The sequence below is a fragment of the Pantoea sp. X-Soil-ISGK-355 genome, from assembly GCF_059730805.1.
This window is the reverse complement of sequence record NZ_AP035971.1, coordinates 352,792-369,307: the sequence shown is the minus strand read 5'-3', so window position 1 is coordinate 369,307 and position 16,516 is coordinate 352,792. Positions and strand designations below refer to the sequence as shown.

Annotated in this window: 14 protein-coding genes; 4 read left to right on the top strand and 10 right to left on the bottom strand. The window is 56.5% G+C overall.

Annotated elements, in window-relative coordinates; translation table 11 throughout:
- Positions 1–71: 71 nt before the first annotated feature.
- From yncE to AC6I8J_RS01580, 3 genes are all read right to left on the bottom strand, one after another.
- Positions 72–1,124, bottom strand: a complete 1,053-nt coding sequence (gene yncE / locus AC6I8J_RS01590; protein WP_497825015.1) for a 7-bladed beta-propeller protein YncE — start codon at positions 1,122–1,124, stop codon at positions 72–74.
- A gap of 197 nt (positions 1,125–1,321) precedes the next feature.
- Positions 1,322–1,531 carry a YdgH/BhsA/McbA family protein gene (locus AC6I8J_RS01585; RefSeq protein WP_009092571.1) on the bottom strand — a complete coding sequence of 70 codons (210 nt, stop codon included), beginning with the start codon at positions 1,529–1,531 and terminating at the stop codon, positions 1,322–1,324.
- Between the two features lie 212 nt (positions 1,532–1,743).
- Positions 1,744–2,931 carry an MFS transporter gene (locus AC6I8J_RS01580; protein ID WP_253420753.1) on the bottom strand — a complete coding sequence of 396 codons (1,188 nt, stop codon included), beginning with the start codon at positions 2,929–2,931 and terminating at the stop codon, positions 1,744–1,746.
- A gap of 104 nt (positions 2,932–3,035) precedes the next feature.
- Between AC6I8J_RS01580 and AC6I8J_RS01575 the strand changes: the two genes are divergently transcribed.
- Positions 3,036–4,001 carry an AraC family transcriptional regulator gene (locus AC6I8J_RS01575; protein WP_161733574.1) on the top strand — a complete coding sequence of 322 codons (966 nt, stop codon included), beginning with the start codon at positions 3,036–3,038 and terminating at the stop codon, positions 3,999–4,001.
- Positions 4,002–4,010: 9 nt separating this feature from the next.
- On the opposite strand, the gene AC6I8J_RS01570 is transcribed toward AC6I8J_RS01575, so the two are convergent.
- From AC6I8J_RS01570 to gltP, 4 genes are all read right to left on the bottom strand, one after another.
- Positions 4,011–5,555, bottom strand: a complete 1,545-nt coding sequence (locus tag AC6I8J_RS01570) for a methyl-accepting chemotaxis protein (RefSeq protein ID WP_161733572.1) — start codon at positions 5,553–5,555, stop codon at positions 4,011–4,013.
- A 228-nt stretch (positions 5,556–5,783) separates the two neighbouring features.
- Entirely contained in the window at positions 5,784–7,238 is a 1,455-nt protein-coding gene (murP, locus tag AC6I8J_RS01565) for a PTS N-acetylmuramic acid transporter subunit IIBC (protein WP_497825014.1), read from the bottom strand.
- Complete coding sequence (murQ, locus tag AC6I8J_RS01560) at positions 7,238–8,149, bottom strand: N-acetylmuramic acid 6-phosphate etherase (RefSeq protein WP_285086685.1); 912 nt, start codon at positions 8,147–8,149, stop codon at positions 7,238–7,240. Before murQ ends, murP begins: the two co-directional genes overlap by 1 nt.
- Positions 8,150–8,600: 451 nt before the next feature.
- Positions 8,601–9,902 carry a glutamate/aspartate:proton symporter GltP gene (gene gltP, locus AC6I8J_RS01555; protein WP_440829827.1) on the bottom strand — a complete coding sequence of 434 codons (1,302 nt, stop codon included), beginning with the start codon at positions 9,900–9,902 and terminating at the stop codon, positions 8,601–8,603.
- A gap of 585 nt (positions 9,903–10,487) precedes the next feature.
- On the opposite strand from gltP, the gene acs reads away from it, so the two are divergent.
- The 3 genes from acs (at position 10,488) to AC6I8J_RS01540 (ending at position 14,565) form a co-directional block, all read left to right on the top strand.
- Entirely contained in the window at positions 10,488–12,443 is a 1,956-nt protein-coding gene (gene acs / locus AC6I8J_RS01550; protein WP_260059101.1) for an acetate--CoA ligase, read from the top strand.
- 140 nt (positions 12,444–12,583) lie between these two features.
- Positions 12,584–12,913, top strand: a complete 330-nt coding sequence (locus tag AC6I8J_RS01545; protein ID WP_222924719.1) for a DUF485 domain-containing protein — start codon at positions 12,584–12,586, stop codon at positions 12,911–12,913.
- A complete protein-coding gene (locus AC6I8J_RS01540; RefSeq protein ID WP_161733560.1) occupies positions 12,910–14,565 on the top strand; it encodes a cation acetate symporter in 1,656 nt (551 codons plus the stop codon). The genes AC6I8J_RS01545 and AC6I8J_RS01540 overlap by 4 nt, the downstream gene beginning before the upstream one ends.
- Positions 14,566–14,647: 82 nt before the next feature.
- Here the strand turns inward: AC6I8J_RS01540 and AC6I8J_RS01535 are convergent, their stop codons facing one another.
- The 3 genes from AC6I8J_RS01535 to AC6I8J_RS01525 all read right to left on the bottom strand — a co-directional run bounded on the left by AC6I8J_RS01535 (position 14,648) and on the right by AC6I8J_RS01525 (position 16,447).
- Positions 14,648–15,193, bottom strand: coding sequence for a YfaZ family outer membrane protein (locus tag AC6I8J_RS01535; RefSeq protein ID WP_150011995.1), 546 nt, complete (start codon positions 15,191–15,193; stop codon positions 14,648–14,650).
- Between the two features lie 140 nt (positions 15,194–15,333).
- Positions 15,334–16,029, bottom strand: a complete 696-nt coding sequence (locus AC6I8J_RS01530; protein ID WP_150038354.1) for an LrgB family protein — start codon at positions 16,027–16,029, stop codon at positions 15,334–15,336.
- Positions 16,022–16,447, bottom strand: coding sequence for a CidA/LrgA family protein (locus AC6I8J_RS01525; RefSeq protein ID WP_161733558.1), 426 nt, complete (start codon positions 16,445–16,447; stop codon positions 16,022–16,024). The genes AC6I8J_RS01530 and AC6I8J_RS01525 overlap by 8 nt, the downstream gene beginning before the upstream one ends.
- Between the last annotated feature and the right edge of the window lie 69 nt (positions 16,448–16,516).

Genomic DNA, 16,516 nt, shown 5'->3' with positions numbered 1-16,516 from the left:
GAGTGGCTTTCTCGTTTACAAAGACCGGATGTAAAACAGCTTCAATACAGCAGTGTCCGGGACGTCACGCCTTACAGTGCAATACGCATCACGCTGTCAGGATTTTTTGGCGGCGCCTTACGCGAGCCAGGCTGTTTCACGCTGACATAAAGCACCTTGCCGTCTGCCGAGAGTGCCAGACTGTTAGGCAACGCCGGGGTTTTTACCGTGCGCTTCACCTTATAGCTGCTGGCGTCGATGATGCTGACTTCACCGGCTTTACGATGGGTAACATAAAGCTCATCACGCTTCGCATTGAACAGAACCGCCAGCGATTCCGGCACATCAATCCGCTGCATCACCTGCTGATTACGCAGATCCACTACCAGCACCTGTGCCTGCTTTGAATCTGTCAGGAAAGCGCGTTGACCATGCGTATCCAGCGCAATGTTCAGGAAGAAGTGCTCTTTATCGCCGTCAATCTTCTGCTTCTTCTCAACCGCATTTGTACGTGCATTAATGGTTACCAGTTCGCCATCAGCATTAGTGACGTAGATCTTTTGCGCGTCGGCATCCACAGCCAGACCGGTGCCCATTTTGCCGGTATTCGGGATGGTGCTGACAAGTTTCATCGTGCTGCCATCCACCACCCAGACCACGCTCTGCGGTCCCAGTCCGGTGATATACACCCGGTTAGTTTTCGCATCAACCGCCACCTGGCGCGGCTGCAGCGGACGCACGGTCTCACTGCGCGGACGGCTATCCAGCACCAGCGTATTCAGTACCTTGCCGCTACTGGCGTCGATAGCGGTCACCGAACCGTTTACGGTGTTACCGATATAAAGCACGTTGGTTTGTGGGTTGATCGCCGCACCAAACGATTTCAGCTCAGTGTGGATTGCCTGCTGCACCCCCAGCGTCGCCGGGTCGAGACGGAAAACCGTGCCGCCGTTACCGCTGCTGTTCTGCGCTGTCGCCACGAAAAGCGCGTTGTCTTTCGGGCTGACCGCCAGTTCATAAACACCTTTACCCACTGACTGATTAAGATCCGCCGCCTGCGCTGCCAGCCATCCAGAGGCAGAGAACAGGGCCGTAGCCAGTAACAGCGGACGCAGGGTCCGGCGCGTAATGGTAATCGCTTTCATAACTTCTCCAGAGTTAATTCACTGCAGACGCAGTGATAAGAAAGCCCAACATTGCAACCAGAAAGGCCTGACACACAGGCTGATTTACTTTTTTTGAGAATGATAATTATTTATGAAGGAAAGGGACAGGATTATTCGCGGAGAAACGAAGCCAGGACGCCCGGAGGCGTCCTGTCAGCACAAGAGGGTAGAACGTTTTATTTCAGCAGTTCAGCGGTCATGTGAACGCCGTTGTTGGTGTAAGCTTCAGTGATTTTATATGAAGCACCAGCTTCCTGCGCCTGGGCAGCAATTTTCGCTTCCGCACCATCCAGCGTAGAGTCGATGGCGGTCACAGATTGGGCGAAGCTGGCGAATGGCAGAACAGAAAGCGCGATAACAGCTGCAAAAGTTTTGATAGATTTCATGGTCAATTCCTCGTTTAATTTTTATCAGGTAAGGCGTGATGCCTTGTTGATAGATATATTAGTCCGGAAGTTGATCAGTAAAAAGCGGAGGGTTTTGCTTAACTCTTTCAGTAAAATTGAACATAAAAAGCACGTATCGCACAGTTATCGCTCAAAAGGTTAATCACCCTCCTCTATAAAAAAAGGCAGCATAATGCGCTACCTTCAGAAGATTAACCGTGATGCCGCACCCGAGTGAAGATGGTCAGTGCGGCCAGCAGCATCAGCACACCACTGGCAACGAACACGCCGCCTGCTCCGCGCAGGTCAAACATCCAGCCGCCTGCTGCCGCGCCGACGGTAATCGCCAGTTGAATGGTGGCGACCAGTAACCCGCCGCCCGATTCCGCGTCATCCGGCACCGCGCGTGAAATCCAGGTTGACCAGCCGGTTGGCATCGAACCAAATGCCATCCCCCAGATTGCCACACCTGCGCCTACCATCCAGCTGACATCGCCAAAGCTCACCAGCATCAGCGCCGTGACACTCATTAACAGCGCCATCCCGCTCAGCGTCAGCGATACGCTGCGGGTGACCAGAAAACCCGCCAGCGAGGTACCAAAGAAGTTCGCCACGCCAAAGGCGAGCAGCGCCAGCGACAGCTGATTAAGGTTGAGCTGTGCAACGCCTTCCAGGAACGGACGCAGATAGGTGAAGAAAGCGAAGTGGCCGGTAAACATCATGATCACCGCCAGCATGCCCCAGCGCATCACGCCGATACGCAGGAGCGCCAGCACGCCGCCATTGCGGGCTTTGTTCTCTGCCGGCATGGCGGGCAGGGTAAAGAACTGCCACAGCAGTGCCACCGCACCCAGTCCGGCGGTCAGCATAAAGATGTTACGCCAGCCCACCACTCCGCCGAGATAGCTGCCAAGTGGCGTGGCGATAATCGTCGCCAGTGAGATGCCGCTGAAGACAATAGAGAGCGCACGCGGTACCTGGTCGGTGGGTACCAGGCGCATGGTGATGGCCGTTGAGAGCGTCCAGAAGCCGCCGATGGCCATTCCCAGCAGCACCCGCGCCAGCAGGATCACCGTCAGGTCAGCCGCAAACGCCACCATCAGCGCCGAAGCAATCAGCAATAGCGAAAACACCAGCATGACAATGCGGCGATCGATACGCCGCGTAACGCTGCCGGTGACCAGACTGGTAAACAGCGCCACCAGCGCGGTGATGGTGACGGTCTGTCCCGCCTGCCCTTCTGAAACGCCCAGACTGTGGGCCATTGGCGTCAACAGACTCACGGGTAAAAATTCGGCGGTAATCAGGCTGAACACCCCAAACGCCATAGCAAATACCGCGCCCCAGGCGGGACGGGTCGGCGAGGAAACCTCATCAGCCACTTCGGTTGTCAGACTCATGCTGCTTCTCCGGAAGATAAAAAAGTGAGTGTGAGCATAGAGTGGAGCGTCAGGACGATCTATGATGCTTACACCTTCATTTTTGATAATTCGTCCGGAATCGTATGAGCCACTATGGAGATCTGACCAGTGAGCTGCTGATGGGAATGCGTCTGTATGGCGTGAACTATCAGCGTATCGCGGTAAGCGCGCCGTTCGGGTTGCATTATGAGCATGCGCCGGGGCGGGCGCAGTTTCACTTTGTCGGGCGCGGCTCACTGCTGGTGCGCAGCGCCTCTGGCGAACTGTTTCAGCTCAACAGCGGCGATGCGCTGCTGGTGCCGCACGGTAAGCCGCACAGCCTGATCTCCAGTGAGGAGGCGGACTGCCAGTGTATTAAGAACATGGCGAGTAAGCCGATTTGCGACAGCGTCTGCGCGATTGCCGCACCGGAAGATGCCTGTGATGACGAGCACAGCGTGCTGCTGTTCAGCGCCTGCATGGCGTTTGAGCTTGGCGGTATGCAACCACTGATCACTACCATGCCGGATGTGATGCTGGTGAGTACCCTGCTGTCGCAGTACCCGGAGATTCAGCCGATTCTGGCGGCGATGGAGCGGGAGTCGCGCACCCGCCAGGCGGGATTTGCCGGAATCCTGTCGCGCCTGGCGGATGTGGTTGCCGCGCTGATAGTTCGCGGCTGGGTAGAGAATGGCTGCGGCCAGAGTAGCGGGCTGGTGCAGGCGATGCGCGATCCGCGTCTGAGCCAGGCGATTGCCGCGATGCATCGGGAGCCGGGCGAAAACTGGACGGTGGCGCGACTCGCCAGCGTGGCGGGCTGTTCGCGTTCGGTGTTCGCCGGACGTTTTCTCACGGCTACCGGCATGACGCCGCTGCGATATCTGACGGAGTTGCGGATGCGGCTGGCGGTGCAGCGGATCGTAAACAATGGCGAAGCGGTGGAAGCCGTGGCCTATCATCTCGGCTACGGCTCAATTGCGGCATTCAGTCGTGCCTTTAAGCGGATTGTCGGGCAATCGCCAGGGGCGCTGCGTACCGGACGCGAAGGCACGCAGGCGCTGGCCTCGTAATTTTTTCTCTTAACGAAACACGCTGATCGCTTCCACCAGCCGGTTAGCCTGATGGGTCATGCGACCTGACGCCTCGGCGCTTTCTGTCACGCGAGCGGCGTTCTGATGGGTGATGTCATCAAGATCTTCCACCGCTGAACTGACTTCGCTGAGCGCGGTCGCCTGTTCGGCCGTGGCGGCGCTGATCTGGGCGATCAGTGAGGTGACATTCTGCACCTGTGACACGATATCCTGCATCGTCCGGCCTGCTGCGCTGGCGTGCTCATTGCCCGACTGGACCCGGCTGCCGCTGGTTTCGACCAGCATTTTAATTTCGCTGGCGGCTTTGGCGCTGCGCTGTGCGAGGCTACGGACTTCGCCTGCCACCACCGCAAAGCCTTTGCCCTGCTCACCAGCCCGCGCCGCTTCTACTGCGGCGTTCAGCGCCAGTATGTTAGTCTGGAAAGCAATGCCATCGATAACGCTGGTAATATTGGCAATCCGCTTTGAACTGTCGGCAATTTCGCCCATCATGCCCATCATCTCGGTCATCACCTCGCCGCCTTTGCTGGCAGCGTGGCTGGTGCTGGCTGAGAGGCTATTCGCCTCGTGCGCGGTTTCGGTATTGCTCTTCACTGTGGCGGTCATTTCATTCATGGTGGCCGCGGTCTGCTGCACGTTGGCCGCTGCCTGCTCGGTACGGCGACTGAGTTCGTTGTTGCTGCGGGCGATGGCGTCGCTGGCACTCAGCACGTTGATCGCCTGACCGCTGACATCATCGACCAGCCAGCGGAACATCAATCCGAGCTGACCGATAGCGCGCAGTGTGACACCGACCTCATCAACGCGATCCATCTGCTCAACTTTGTGACTCGCACCGGTCGCCACGCTCAGCGCCTGTTTGCACATCCGCTCGATAGGGCGTGAAATCTGCTGCTCCAGCCACAGGCTGCTGAGCAGAAGCAGCCCAGCCATGCCTGCGGTAAAGCCAGCCAGTGCTGTGTGCGTCATGCCCAGCGCCCAGACGCCTGCCACCGAAAGGGGCAGTAACGCCAGCAGCGTACTGCGGATCCGCCAGCGCAGGGGCAGCGTTTTCAGAATGGAGGCGGAACGACGCCAGCCACTGCGAACCAGCAGGCCTTTGTAAAAACGTCGCCCTCTGGCCCGGCCTTCACGAAAATCCTGATAGAGCGTTTCGGTCTGACGTATTTCCTCTGCCGTGGGTTTGGTGCGTACTGACATATAGCCCTGCACTTTACCGTCGCGCACCACCGGAATGGCATTAGCCCGCACCCAGTAGTGATCGCCATTTTTACGGCGGTTCTTGACCAGCGCAGTCCAGGGTTCACCCTGTTTCAGCGTCGCCCACATGTCAGCAAACGCTTCTGGTGGCATATCGGGATGACGCACCATGTTATGCGGCTGGCCGTTGATCTCTTCGGCAGAGAATCCACTCGCTTCGATGAAGGCGTCGTTGGCATAGGTGATGTGGCTGTTGAGATCGGTGGTCGACATCAGTGTCGCATGATCGTCAAACTGATATTCACGCTGAGAGACAGGCTGGTTGTTACGCATCAAAAGTCCTTGAAGACCCGACGTCCTGCACGTGACAGTCTGCGTGTCAGCGTGAAAACGAGGGGCTGAGAGATAACGATTACCTTTTTTTATGTTTTCGGCATGCGTCCGCCTACTCTTTAGCGATTAAGTTAAATTACTGGCAATAAAAAAGCCGCTTTGCAGCGGCTTTCACATTTTTAGGTGATTATTCATCCGTTAGCCGGATTTCAGAATTCCGGCAGCCAGTCAGCTGAGGTCAACATTTCGGGTGCCGAACCACCAGGTCAGCAGGAATCCGCCGACCCAGGCCACGATCAGTCCGGCCAGGTAAACCGCCATACCGGCGAAAATCCCTTGGCTGGAGGTCATCAGCGGCAGCGTGACCAGGCCGGAAGGTCCGAATACCGTATTCATTCCAACCGGCAAACCCAGCCACGCTACCAGCCCGATAAAGAAACCGCCCAGCGCGCCGCCACCGCAGGCGGTGATAAAGGGCTTGAGGCGCGGCAGCGTGACGCCGTAGATCAGTGGTTCTCCGACACCCAGCAGGCCGGGCACAATGGCACCTTTGATCTGCGCCCGCAGCAGCGCCCCTTTTCCGGCTTTGCACCACAGCGCCACTGATGCGCCGACCTGACCTGCGCCCGCCATCGCCAGAATCGGGAACAGCGAGTTAAAACCCTGCGTTTCCATCAGCGCAAAGTAGACCGGAATAAAGCCCTGATGAATGCCGAACATCACCGCGATCAGGAACAGCCCGGCCAGCAGCGCACAGCCAAAGGGATTGTTATTGAGGTGGATAAACAGCCACGACATCCCCTTAAACAGTTCACCACCCAGCGGCATGATAAACAGATAGGTGATGGCCCCGGTAATCACCAGCGTAAACAGTGAAGTCAGGATCATATCGAGGTTGTCGGGAATGATTTTGCGCAGCTGTTTCTCAATCCCCGCCCCGATAATTGCCGCCATCAGCACGCCGATAATGTTGCCGCGCGGGTCGATCGTCAGGCCAAAGAAACTCTCCATGCCGCTGTAGTAGCCGGTGGTGGCCGTGGGCACATAGCCAAGCACAAACAGCGAAGCGATGATGGCACCATTGACGCCGCTGCCGCCAAAGGCTTTTTGCGCGTTGTAGCCAATCAGGATGCTGAGAAAGGTAAACAGCCCTTTGCCGAAGACCTTCATGTACGCCACGGTGTGCAGCAGCCAGGGCGCGTGGTCGCCGGGCACATTAAGGTGGAGGCTTTGCCCAATCAGCGTGGCAAATCCCAGCAGCAGCCCCGCGCCGATGAAGCCCGGAATCAGCGGGGTGAAGATGGTGGCGAAGCGCGACAGGAACTGATGCACGCCGCTGGTCTGCTTCGCTTTGAGCTGCTGCTTCTGTTGCGCTGCCAGCTGGCTAAGTTCTGCCGTTCCGCCCTGCGGTTCCGGCGCGGTATCGCCCTCTGTCAGCAGGCTCTGCATTCCCTTGGCCGCGGTTTGCGCTTTGCCCGGCCCCAGGACAATCTGAAACTGCGCCTCGCTATCGATAACGCCTAATACGCCCGGCAGACTTTTTAGCTGAGTCAGGTCGACCTGTTCCGGCTGATTGAGCGTCAGCCGAAGCCGCGTCATGCAGTGAGCACAGGCCACGATATTTTGCGCGCCACCGACCGCCTGCAGGATGTCACGCAACAGTGCCTCGGTGATTTTCGCCATTAGCGTGCTCCCGCTGCCTGCAGCGCCTGACGGATAAAGCCCTGATGCTGACTGAGCAGCGCTTTCGCCTCATCGGCGGCCAGGTCAGCCAGCACCATCAGGATTGCGGTTTTGCAGTGTCCACCGCAGGCGATGAGCGCGGCGCTGGCCGTTGCATCATCACAATCCGTGGCCTGCATGACGATGTTGACCTGGCGCTGCACCAGTTTCTGATTGGTCGCTTCCACATCAACCATCAGGTTGCCGTACACTTTTCCGCTACGGATCATTGACCCGGTGGTGAGCATGTTGAGCACCAGTTTTTGCGCCGTACCCGCTTTCATCCGTGAGGAGCCAGTGACCACTTCCGGGCCAACCACTGGCGTGAGCGCAATCGCGGCAACCTGCGACATGGCGCTGCCCGGATTACAGGTGAGCGACACGGTAGTTGCGCCAAGCTCGTTAGCGTAAGCCAGCGCGCCCAGCACATAAGGTGTGCGACCGCTGGCGGCGATACCGACCAGCACATCGTGGCGGCTGAAGTGGATATCCTTCAGATCCTGCGCACCCTGCTCCCGGTTATCTTCGGCATTTTCAACCGCCTGCAATATAGCGGTATGACCGCCGGCAATCAGGCCAATAACCTGCTCGCGGGGTGTACCAAAGGTGGGTGGGCATTCGCTGGCATCCAGGATGCCGAGTCGCCCGGAGGTGCCTGCGCCGCAATAGATCAGCCGTCCTCCAGCTTTAAATGCCGTGCAGATGGCGTCAACGGCGGTGGCGATCTGCGGCACGATGGCCTCAACCGCCAGTGCCACCTTTTTATCTTCATCATTAATGACGCGCAGCATCGCTTCGGTGGAGAGTTCATCAATGTTCTGGCTGGCCGGATTGCGGCCTTCGGTGATCATCTGGCTGAGGTCGAGTTTCATAGTGGGCTCCGCAAAGGAATAAATTATTCAAATTACCAAACATCATAACGAATTATTAATTCATTGGGTGAGATCTTTTTTCAATGGATGTGGAGTAAATCATGTTGCGGGGAGTGGGCGTGACAGCGTTGAGTTTAAGCAGGGTAACTGGTATACGGGGTTTAAATGCTGCGCATTCCGGTTTGGCCGCAGGGTCTGTGAGTAGCGTTGCCGGGAAATCGGAGCCGGTCAGAAAAGGTTCACCTGATCGTAAAGACGCATTCGTCATCTATGAGGCGAGTAAACCGGCGGCCGGGGGCCCAGGGAGGAGTTTACGCAGCCCGCCATTGTGTCCGACTGAACGGCACAAATGCTGGTCTTTGATTTCTGCATTATCGACCCTTTAGAACTAAGCCACACAAACAAAAAGGGCCCAACTTTCGTTGAGCCCTTCTTTACGCTAATGCTGTTCTCAACTTGCGGTCTGCGTCCGCAGTTGCAGCTCGTACTCTTTCGCCTGTTCGGCGTCGAACTGGTTTTCCCAGCGGGCAATCACCAGCACCGCCAGCGCGTTGCCGATCACGTTCAGCGCGGTACGCGCCATGTCCATGATGCGGTCAACACCGGCGATAAACGCCAGACCTTCCAGCGGAATGCCGACGCTGCCCAGCGTAGCCAGCAGCACCACAAACGAAACGCCTGGCACGCCAGCGATACCTTTCGAGGTCACCATCAGCGTCAGGACCAGCACAATTTCATCGGTCAGCGACAGATCGATGCCGTACAGCTGCGCAATAAAGATCGCCGCGATACTCTGATACAGCGTTGAACCATCCAGGTTAAATGAATAACCGGTCGGCACCACGAAACTGGTGATCGCTTTCGGCGCGCCGTAGGCTTCCATCTTCTCCATGATGCGCGGCAACACGGTTTCCGAGCTGGACGTGGAGTAAGAGAGAATCAGCTCATCTTTCAGAATACGCATCAACGTAGTGATGCGCAGCTTACAGAAGCGCGCTACCCCGCCCAGCACCACAAAGGCGAAGAACAGAATCGCGGCGTAAACCAGCAGCACCAGCTTAGCCAGTGGCCACAGCGAGGCAAAACCGAAGTTAGCAATTGTCACCGCGATCAGCGCAAACACACCGACCGGCGCATAACGCATGATCATGTGCGTTACTTTAAACATCGCTTCAGAGATACCACGGAACAGGTTCACCAGCGGATCGCGCTGTTCTGACGGCAGTGACGACAGGCCTAAGCCAAACAGCACCGAGAAAAAGATAATCGGCAGCATGTCGCCTTTTGCCATAGAGGCGAAAATATTCTGCGGGATCAGCGACAGAATGGTGGTCACCAGGCTATGCGGACCGCCCTGTACCTCTGCCGTTGTCGCTTCATATTTAGAGATGTCCACCGTTGCCAGCGTTGACATATCAATGCCGGTGCCGGGTTGAAATACGTTGGCCAGCGTAATACCGACTACAATGGCAATGGTGGTGATCACTTCAAAGTAGAGAATTGTTTTGACGCCGATGCGTCCCAGCTTCTTTGCATCACCCACGCCAGCGATGCCGACAATCAGGGATGAAATCACAATCGGTACCACAATCATCTTGATAAGATGAATAAAGATATCGCCTGCAGGACTGAGAATGTTGGTGACTAACCATTCACGATTGTCTGGCTGATTATGCAACACAGCACCCACAACGATGCCGAGCACCAGGGCTGTCAGAATCTGCCAGGCCAGGCTGATTTTAAAACCTTTCATAACGCGTAATTTCCTCAGTCAAAACCCGTTTCTCTCTACTGCGAAGGTGCAGAAGACAATACACACAGGGAGTGAGCAAAAAGCCCGGTAAATTAGAGGGTGTTTAGAAACAGCGCCTCGTATGAAAATCTGATGATTCCCATACCCATTTTCAGACGCGGTCTGAGTTGATACCTGCAGAACAGGGGCGAGATAAGTACCATTTTCACTGTGGTAAATGCAACCCCTGGCAGATCCGATTAAAAGTTAGCCAGCTAAGTAGCATAAAGTGCTGCCAGCGTTAAAAATCCCTAACCTGCTGTTATGAAAAGTAATACTTAGATGAATTTCCGCATAGCTATGCAAAGTGGGTTAAAAACGCGTCAGGCGCGTTTGCTTGCTTTTTATCCAGCCCAATCCCGAGTGATACCCCTTCTTAATTCCCCATCGCCGCCAGAGAGTTAACCGGAAATATCAGAACGGCTTCACGCTTCTCCCGAAGAGGTTTATCTCGTGATCTGTGGCGCAAAAAAGAAACAAAGCTATGGCACAGGCTTCAATTAACCATTGATTGACATATCATTAACATCTTCTAGGAGATCCGCTATGAGCCAAAATCACATTCATCCCGTTCCAGAGAACATTGCAGCAAACACCCTGATTACGGCTGAACAGTACCAGGCGATGTATCAGCATTCTGTCGACGATCCAGACAGTTTCTGGGGCGAACAGGGCAAAATCCTTGACTGGATTAAGCCTTACAGCAAGGTGAAAAATTGCTCGTTTACGCCAGGTAACATTAACATTCGCTGGTACGAAGATGGCACGCTCAACCTGGCGGCAAACTGCCTTGACCGCCATTTAGCAACGCGCGGCGATCACCCGGCGATTATCTGGGAAGGCGACGACGCCAGCGAAAGCAAAACTCTGACCTTCCGCCAGCTGCATACTGAAGTCTGTCGCTTCGCCAATGTGCTTGAGTTGCTGGAAGTAAAAAAAGGCGACGTGGTGGCAATCTACATGCCGATGGTGCCGGAAGCGGCGGTGGCGATGCTGGCCTGTGCCCGTATCGGTGCCGTTCACTCCGTGATCTTTGGCGGCTTCTCACCGGAAGCGGTCGCTGGCCGCATCGTCGACTCCAGCGCCTCGCTGGTCATTACCGCCGATGAAGGGATCCGCGCCGGTCGCAGCATTCCGCTGAAGAAAAATGTCGATGACGCGTTAAAAAACCCGAATGTCACCAGCGTGAAAAACGTGGTGGTGTTCCAGCGCACCGGTAAAGATGTGGGCTGGGTTGAAGGCCGCGATCGGTGGTGGCATGACCTGATGCGGGACGCCAGCACCAATCACTCTGCAGCCGAAGTCGGCGCGGAAGATCCGCTGTTTATCCTTTATACCTCCGGCTCCACCGGCAAACCCAAAGGCGTGCTGCATACCACAGGCGGTTATCTGGTCTATGCCGCCACCACCTTTAAGTTCGTCTTTGATTACCATCAGGATGACATCTACTGGTGCACCGCCGATGTCGGCTGGGTAACAGGACACAGCTATCTGGTTTATGGCCCGCTGGCGTGTGGTGCCACCACGCTGATGTTTGAAGGGGTGCCGAACTGGCCAGCGCCGAGCCGCATGGCGGAAGTGGTCGATAAACATAAAGTCACCCTGCTCTATACCGCACCCACCGCCATCCGTGCGCTGATGGCGGAAGGGGATAAGGCCATTGAAGGTACCGATCGCAGCAGCCTGCGCATTATGGGATCGGTCGGTGAGCCCATTAACCCGGAAGCCTGGGAGTGGTACTACAAGAAAATCGGCAACAGCCGTTGCCCGATAGTGGATACCTGGTGGCAGACCGAAACCGGCGGCTTCATGATCACGCCGTTGCCGGGTGCGACCGAGCTGAAAGCGGGTTCCGCCACCCGACCGTTCTTTGGCGTGCAGCCCGCGCTGGTAGATAACGAAGGTCAGCCACAGGAAGGTGCCTGTGAAGGCAATCTGGTGATCACCGAGTCGTGGCCGGGACAGGCGCGCACCCTCTTTGGCGACCATGACCGTTTCGAGCAGACCTACTTCTCTACCTTTAAAAACGTCTACTTCAGTGGTGACGGTGCCCGTCGCGATGAAGATGGCTACTACTGGATCACCGGACGTGTCGACGACGTGCTCAACGTCTCCGGTCACCGTCTTGGCACTGCCGAAATTGAATCGGCGCTGGTGTCGCATCCTAAAATTGCCGAAGCGGCCGTGGTCGGGATTCCGCACAGCATTAAAGGCCAGGCGATTTACGCCTATATCACGCTGAATCATGGCGAAGAGCCGTCGCCGGAGTTGTACACCGAAGTGCGCCAGTGGGTCCGTAAAGAGATTGGCCCGATAGCCACACCGGATGTGCTGCACTGGACTGACTCACTGCCGAAAACGCGGTCCGGCAAAATCATGCGCCGTATTCTGCGCAAAATTGCCACCGGCGATACCAGTAACCTGGGTGATACCTCGACCCTTGCCGATCCTGGCGTCGTCGAAAAACTGCTTGAGGAGAAACAGTCGATCAAAATGCCTTAAACGCATGCTGTCCGGCGGGAAGATCGCTTCCCGCCACACCCGCCCTACGCAGTCTGTTTCGGTAGTCACAACTATTATAACCAGCTGAATCCGCGCCCTGTCGTGAGATTCTCGCGTGCAAGCCCTCTGGAGAAAATGTGATGAATGACGCCCTTTCGAATCAGGATGCAATCAATCAGCAGATTGAACGTAATCCCCGTTTTCATGAGTTAGTCCGTAAACGCCAGACGTTCGCGACGCTGCTGTCGCTGATCATGCTGGTGCTCTATGTTGGCTTTATCCTGCTGATTGCCTTTGCTCCCGGCTGGCTCGGCACGCCGCTGCATGCCGGCACTAACGTCACCCGCGGTATCCCGATTGGTGTCGGGCTGATTGTGATGTCGTTTGTGCTGACCGGCGTCTATGTCTGGCGCGCCAACGGTGAGTTTGACCGTTTAACCAAAGCGATCCTCAGTGAGGTGAAATCATGACTCGTCTCACTTTATGGCTGCTGGCCTTAATGTTGCCGTTTTCAGCGCTGGCCGCTGATGCGATCACCGGTGCGGTGCAGCGCCAGGCAACCAACTATCAGGCGATTATCATGTTTACGATTTTCGTCGGCGCTACGCTGGGAATTACTTACTGGGCGTCAAAGCGAACCCGATCGCGTAACGACTACTACACCGCTGGCGGCAATATCACCGGCTTCCAGAATGGCCTGGCGATGGCGGGTGACTTCATGTCAGCGGCTTCGTTCCTGGGCATTTCAGCGCTGGTTTACACCTCAGGCTATGACGGACTGATCTACTCGCTCGGCTTCCTGGTCGGCTGGCCGATGATTCTGTTTTTAATCGCCGAGCGGCTGCGCAACCTGGGCCGCTACACCTTTGCCGATGTCGCCTCCTATCGTTTGAAGCAGATGCCGATTCGTACCCTGTCAGCCTGCGGTTCGCTGGTGGTAGTGGCGCTCTACCTGATCGCGCAGATGGTGGGTGCCGGTAAACTTATCCAGCTGCTGTTCGGCCTGAACTACCATGTTGCGGTGATTCTGGTCGGCATTCTGATGGTGATGTATGTGCTGTTTGGCGGCATGCTGGCGACCACCTGGGTGCAGATCATCAAAGCGGTGCTGCTGCTATTTGGTGCCTCCTTTATGGCAGTAATGGTGATGAAGGCGGCCAACTTCAGCTTTAACACGCTGTTCACTGAGGCGATGGCGGTTCATCCCAAAGGCATCGCGATTATGCAGCCTGGCGGGCTGGTCAAAGATCCTATTTCGGCGCTGTCGCTGGGGCTGGGGTTGATGTTTGGTACGGCAGGTTTACCGCATATTCTGATGCGCTTCTTCACCGTCGCGGATGCCAAAGAGGCGCGTAAAAGCGTCTTCTGGGCCACCGGCTTTATGGGCTACTTTTACTTCCTGACCTTTATTATCGGCTTCGGTGCGATTCTGCTGGTGGGTGCGAACCCGGCCTTTAAAGATGCCAGCGGCGCGCTGATTGGCGGCACCAATATGGCGGCAGTACATCTGGCTAACGCAGTTGGCGGCAGCACCTTCCTGGGCTTTATCTCTGCGGTTGCCTTCGCCACGATTCTGGCGGTGGTCGCGGGCTTAACCCTGGCGGGCGCGTCGGCGGTGTCGCATGACCTCTACGCCAGCGTCTATCGTAAAGGCCAGGCGAGCGAGAAAGATGAGCTGCGGGTGTCCAAAATCACCGTGCTGGCGTTGGGTGTGGTGGCGATTGCGCTGGGTATTCTGTTTGAGAAGCAGAACATCGCCTTTATGGTCGGGCTGGCCTTCTCGATTGCGGCCAGCTGTAACTTCCCGATCATCCTGCTGTCGATGTACTGGTCAAAACTCACCACGCGCGGCGCGATGGTAGGCGGCTGGCTCGGTCTGCTGACCGCCGTTATCCTGATGATCCTCGGCCCGACCGTGTGGGTACAGGTGCTGGGCAACGCCACGGCGATTTTCCCGTATGAGTATCCGGCGCTGTTCTCGATGGTGGTGGCTTTTGTCGGCATCTGGCTTTTCTCCATTACCGACCATTCGCAGCAGGGCGCAGAAGAGCGTTCCCGCTTCCGCGCGCAATTTATTCGCTCGCAGACCGGCACCGGTATTGAACAGGGCAAGGCGCACTGATTGTGGCTTTTCGTTCATAACGATCAGGCAATAAAAAAGGGCGACTACCTGGGGAGTCGCCCTTTTCTTTCACGCAACAGAATCAGAAGCGCAGTGATGCACCCACGTAAGGGCCATCGACCAGCACGTTATCTTTACGTCCATCTTTGTTGTTCAGTTCGATGTACTGATAACCCACACGCAGGTTAAGCAGTGAAACCGGCGTGAAGCTCAGGCCGCCAGCGGCTTCCTGATAGCTGTCGAGCTGATCGGTGAACGACTCTGGCGCATAATAATATTCACCATACAGGCCCCACATGCTGTTCAGGCTGTAGTGTGCTGCACCGCCCACCGCCACCGCAAATCCATCTTTTCCATCTTCCGGATGGGTAAAGATCGCTTTTGCGGTCGGTGCCAGACGCAGCGGCCCGAAGTCAACGTTGTAGCCCAGACCGGCACCGTAGGTGCTGCCATCATGGTCGCTACGCAGCCAGTTACCTTTCAGAAACAGACCGGGTGTAGTGGTGCCCAGACCCAGATTCAGGTTGGTATTGTGTTCGCTGACATCAACACTACCTTCAATCGCCTGAGCGGCACCGCTCAGTAAAACCAGCCCGAGGGCGCTCCCGGTAACAAGATGCTTAAACATGATTCCACTCCGTGAAGGACAATTAATTCGGCCGCAAGGTTAACAGCCTGAAACGGGGAGACAACAAAATCCGGGAAACTTTACGTAAAAATACGTGTCGCGTTCAGAATTGCAGCTGTCTCTGCGCAACGCAGTGTAGACTATATTGTCCACATCAGGTGTCCAATCACCGGGGCCAGTATCACGGTCACCACCCCCGAGAGCATCATGACCAGGCTGGCGACGACGCCCTCCTGCTGCCCAAGCTGATAAGCGCGAGCGGTGCCGGCACCGTGTGACGCGGCACCAAAGCCTGCTCCTTTCGCCACCCCCTGCTTAATCGCGATGCGCAGAAACAGCACGTCACCCACTGCCATGCCAAACACGCCAGTGATGACCACAAACAGCGCCACCAGATCGGGCTGACCGCCAATCGGCCCGGCTGCGGCCAGCGCAAAAGGCGTAGTAATGGAACGCACGGCCAGACTGCGCTGGATTGACTCCGGCAGGGTTAGCAGCCGCGCCAGCCAGACCGAACTGCAGACGGCGACCAGCGTGGCGGTCAGAACGCCCGCGCTCAGAGAGAGCCAGTGGCGCTTTATAATCGCTACGTTCTCATAGACCGGCACCGCAAACGCCAGCGTCGCTGGTCCCAGCAGCCAGAGCAGCCAGTGGTTTTCTGCAATGTAATCCTGCCAGCTGATGTGGGTCAGCAGCAGCAGCGCCACCAGTACCAGCGGCGTCATCACCAGCGGCATTAACAGCAGCGTACGCCAGCGGCGGTAAAGCCGTTTATTCAGCGCATACACCAGCAGCGTAACCGCTACACACAGCAGGCTGAGCAGAAAATCACGCATGAGGATCCTGCTTACGCGCGGCGCGCGCGACTTCATACTGATAGAGCCGGTCCACCACCCAGGCGGTGGAAGCCAGCACCAGCAGCGTACTGACGCCAATCACTACGCAGATACGCCAGCCATCGACGCGCAGCAGATCGCCATAATTTACTACCGCCACCACCGCCGGGATAAAGAACAGCAGCATCTCGGCCAGCAGCCAGCGCGATCCGGCTTTTACCCAGTTCAGCGGCACAACCCGCGTCACGATTAAGGCCAGCAGCAGCAGCATCCCGACGATATTGGCGGGCAGCGGCAGCTTCAGCCAGCTCACCAGCCGGTCGCAGGCGATAAACAGGCCGATATAGAAACCCAGCTGAAGCGGCAGGCTGAGCCATTGCACTGCACGGATACTGCGTGGAGTGAGCGCTAACGCCATCACCTTGTCTCCCCGATTAAAGTGATGTCACAGTATAAATCGTCAACAGAAGGTGAAAAAAATGAATTA

Bases quoted from the DNA above. Each gene is read 5' to 3' on its own strand.
- yncE (WP_497825015.1), bottom strand. From the start codon at position 1,124: ATGAAAGCGATTACCATTACGCGCCGGACCCTGCGTCCGCTGTTACTG.
- AC6I8J_RS01585 (WP_009092571.1), bottom strand. From the start codon at position 1,531: ATGAAATCTATCAAAACTTTTGCAGCTGTTATCGCGCTTTCTGTTCTG.
- AC6I8J_RS01580 (WP_253420753.1), bottom strand. From the start codon at position 2,931: ATGAGTCTGACAACCGAAGTGGCTGATGAGGTTTCCTCGCCGACCCGT.
- AC6I8J_RS01575 (WP_161733574.1), top strand. From the start codon at position 3,036: ATGAGCCACTATGGAGATCTGACCAGTGAGCTGCTGATGGGAATGCGT.
- AC6I8J_RS01570 (WP_161733572.1), bottom strand. From the start codon at position 5,555: ATGCGTAACAACCAGCCTGTCTCTCAGCGTGAATATCAGTTTGACGAT.
- murP (WP_497825014.1), bottom strand. From the start codon at position 7,238: ATGGCGAAAATCACCGAGGCACTGTTGCGTGACATCCTGCAGGCGGTC.
- murQ (WP_285086685.1), bottom strand. From the start codon at position 8,149: ATGAAACTCGACCTCAGCCAGATGATCACCGAAGGCCGCAATCCGGCC.
- gltP (WP_440829827.1), bottom strand. From the start codon at position 9,902: ATGAAAGGTTTTAAAATCAGCCTGGCCTGGCAGATTCTGACAGCCCTG.
- acs (WP_260059101.1), top strand. From the start codon at position 10,488: ATGAGCCAAAATCACATTCATCCCGTTCCAGAGAACATTGCAGCAAAC.
- AC6I8J_RS01545 (WP_222924719.1), top strand. From the start codon at position 12,584: ATGAATGACGCCCTTTCGAATCAGGATGCAATCAATCAGCAGATTGAA.
- AC6I8J_RS01540 (WP_161733560.1), top strand. From the start codon at position 12,910: ATGACTCGTCTCACTTTATGGCTGCTGGCCTTAATGTTGCCGTTTTCA.
- AC6I8J_RS01535 (WP_150011995.1), bottom strand. From the start codon at position 15,193: ATGTTTAAGCATCTTGTTACCGGGAGCGCCCTCGGGCTGGTTTTACTG.
- AC6I8J_RS01530 (WP_150038354.1), bottom strand. From the start codon at position 16,029: ATGCGTGATTTTCTGCTCAGCCTGCTGTGTGTAGCGGTTACGCTGCTG.
- AC6I8J_RS01525 (WP_161733558.1), bottom strand. From the start codon at position 16,447: ATGGCGTTAGCGCTCACTCCACGCAGTATCCGTGCAGTGCAATGGCTC.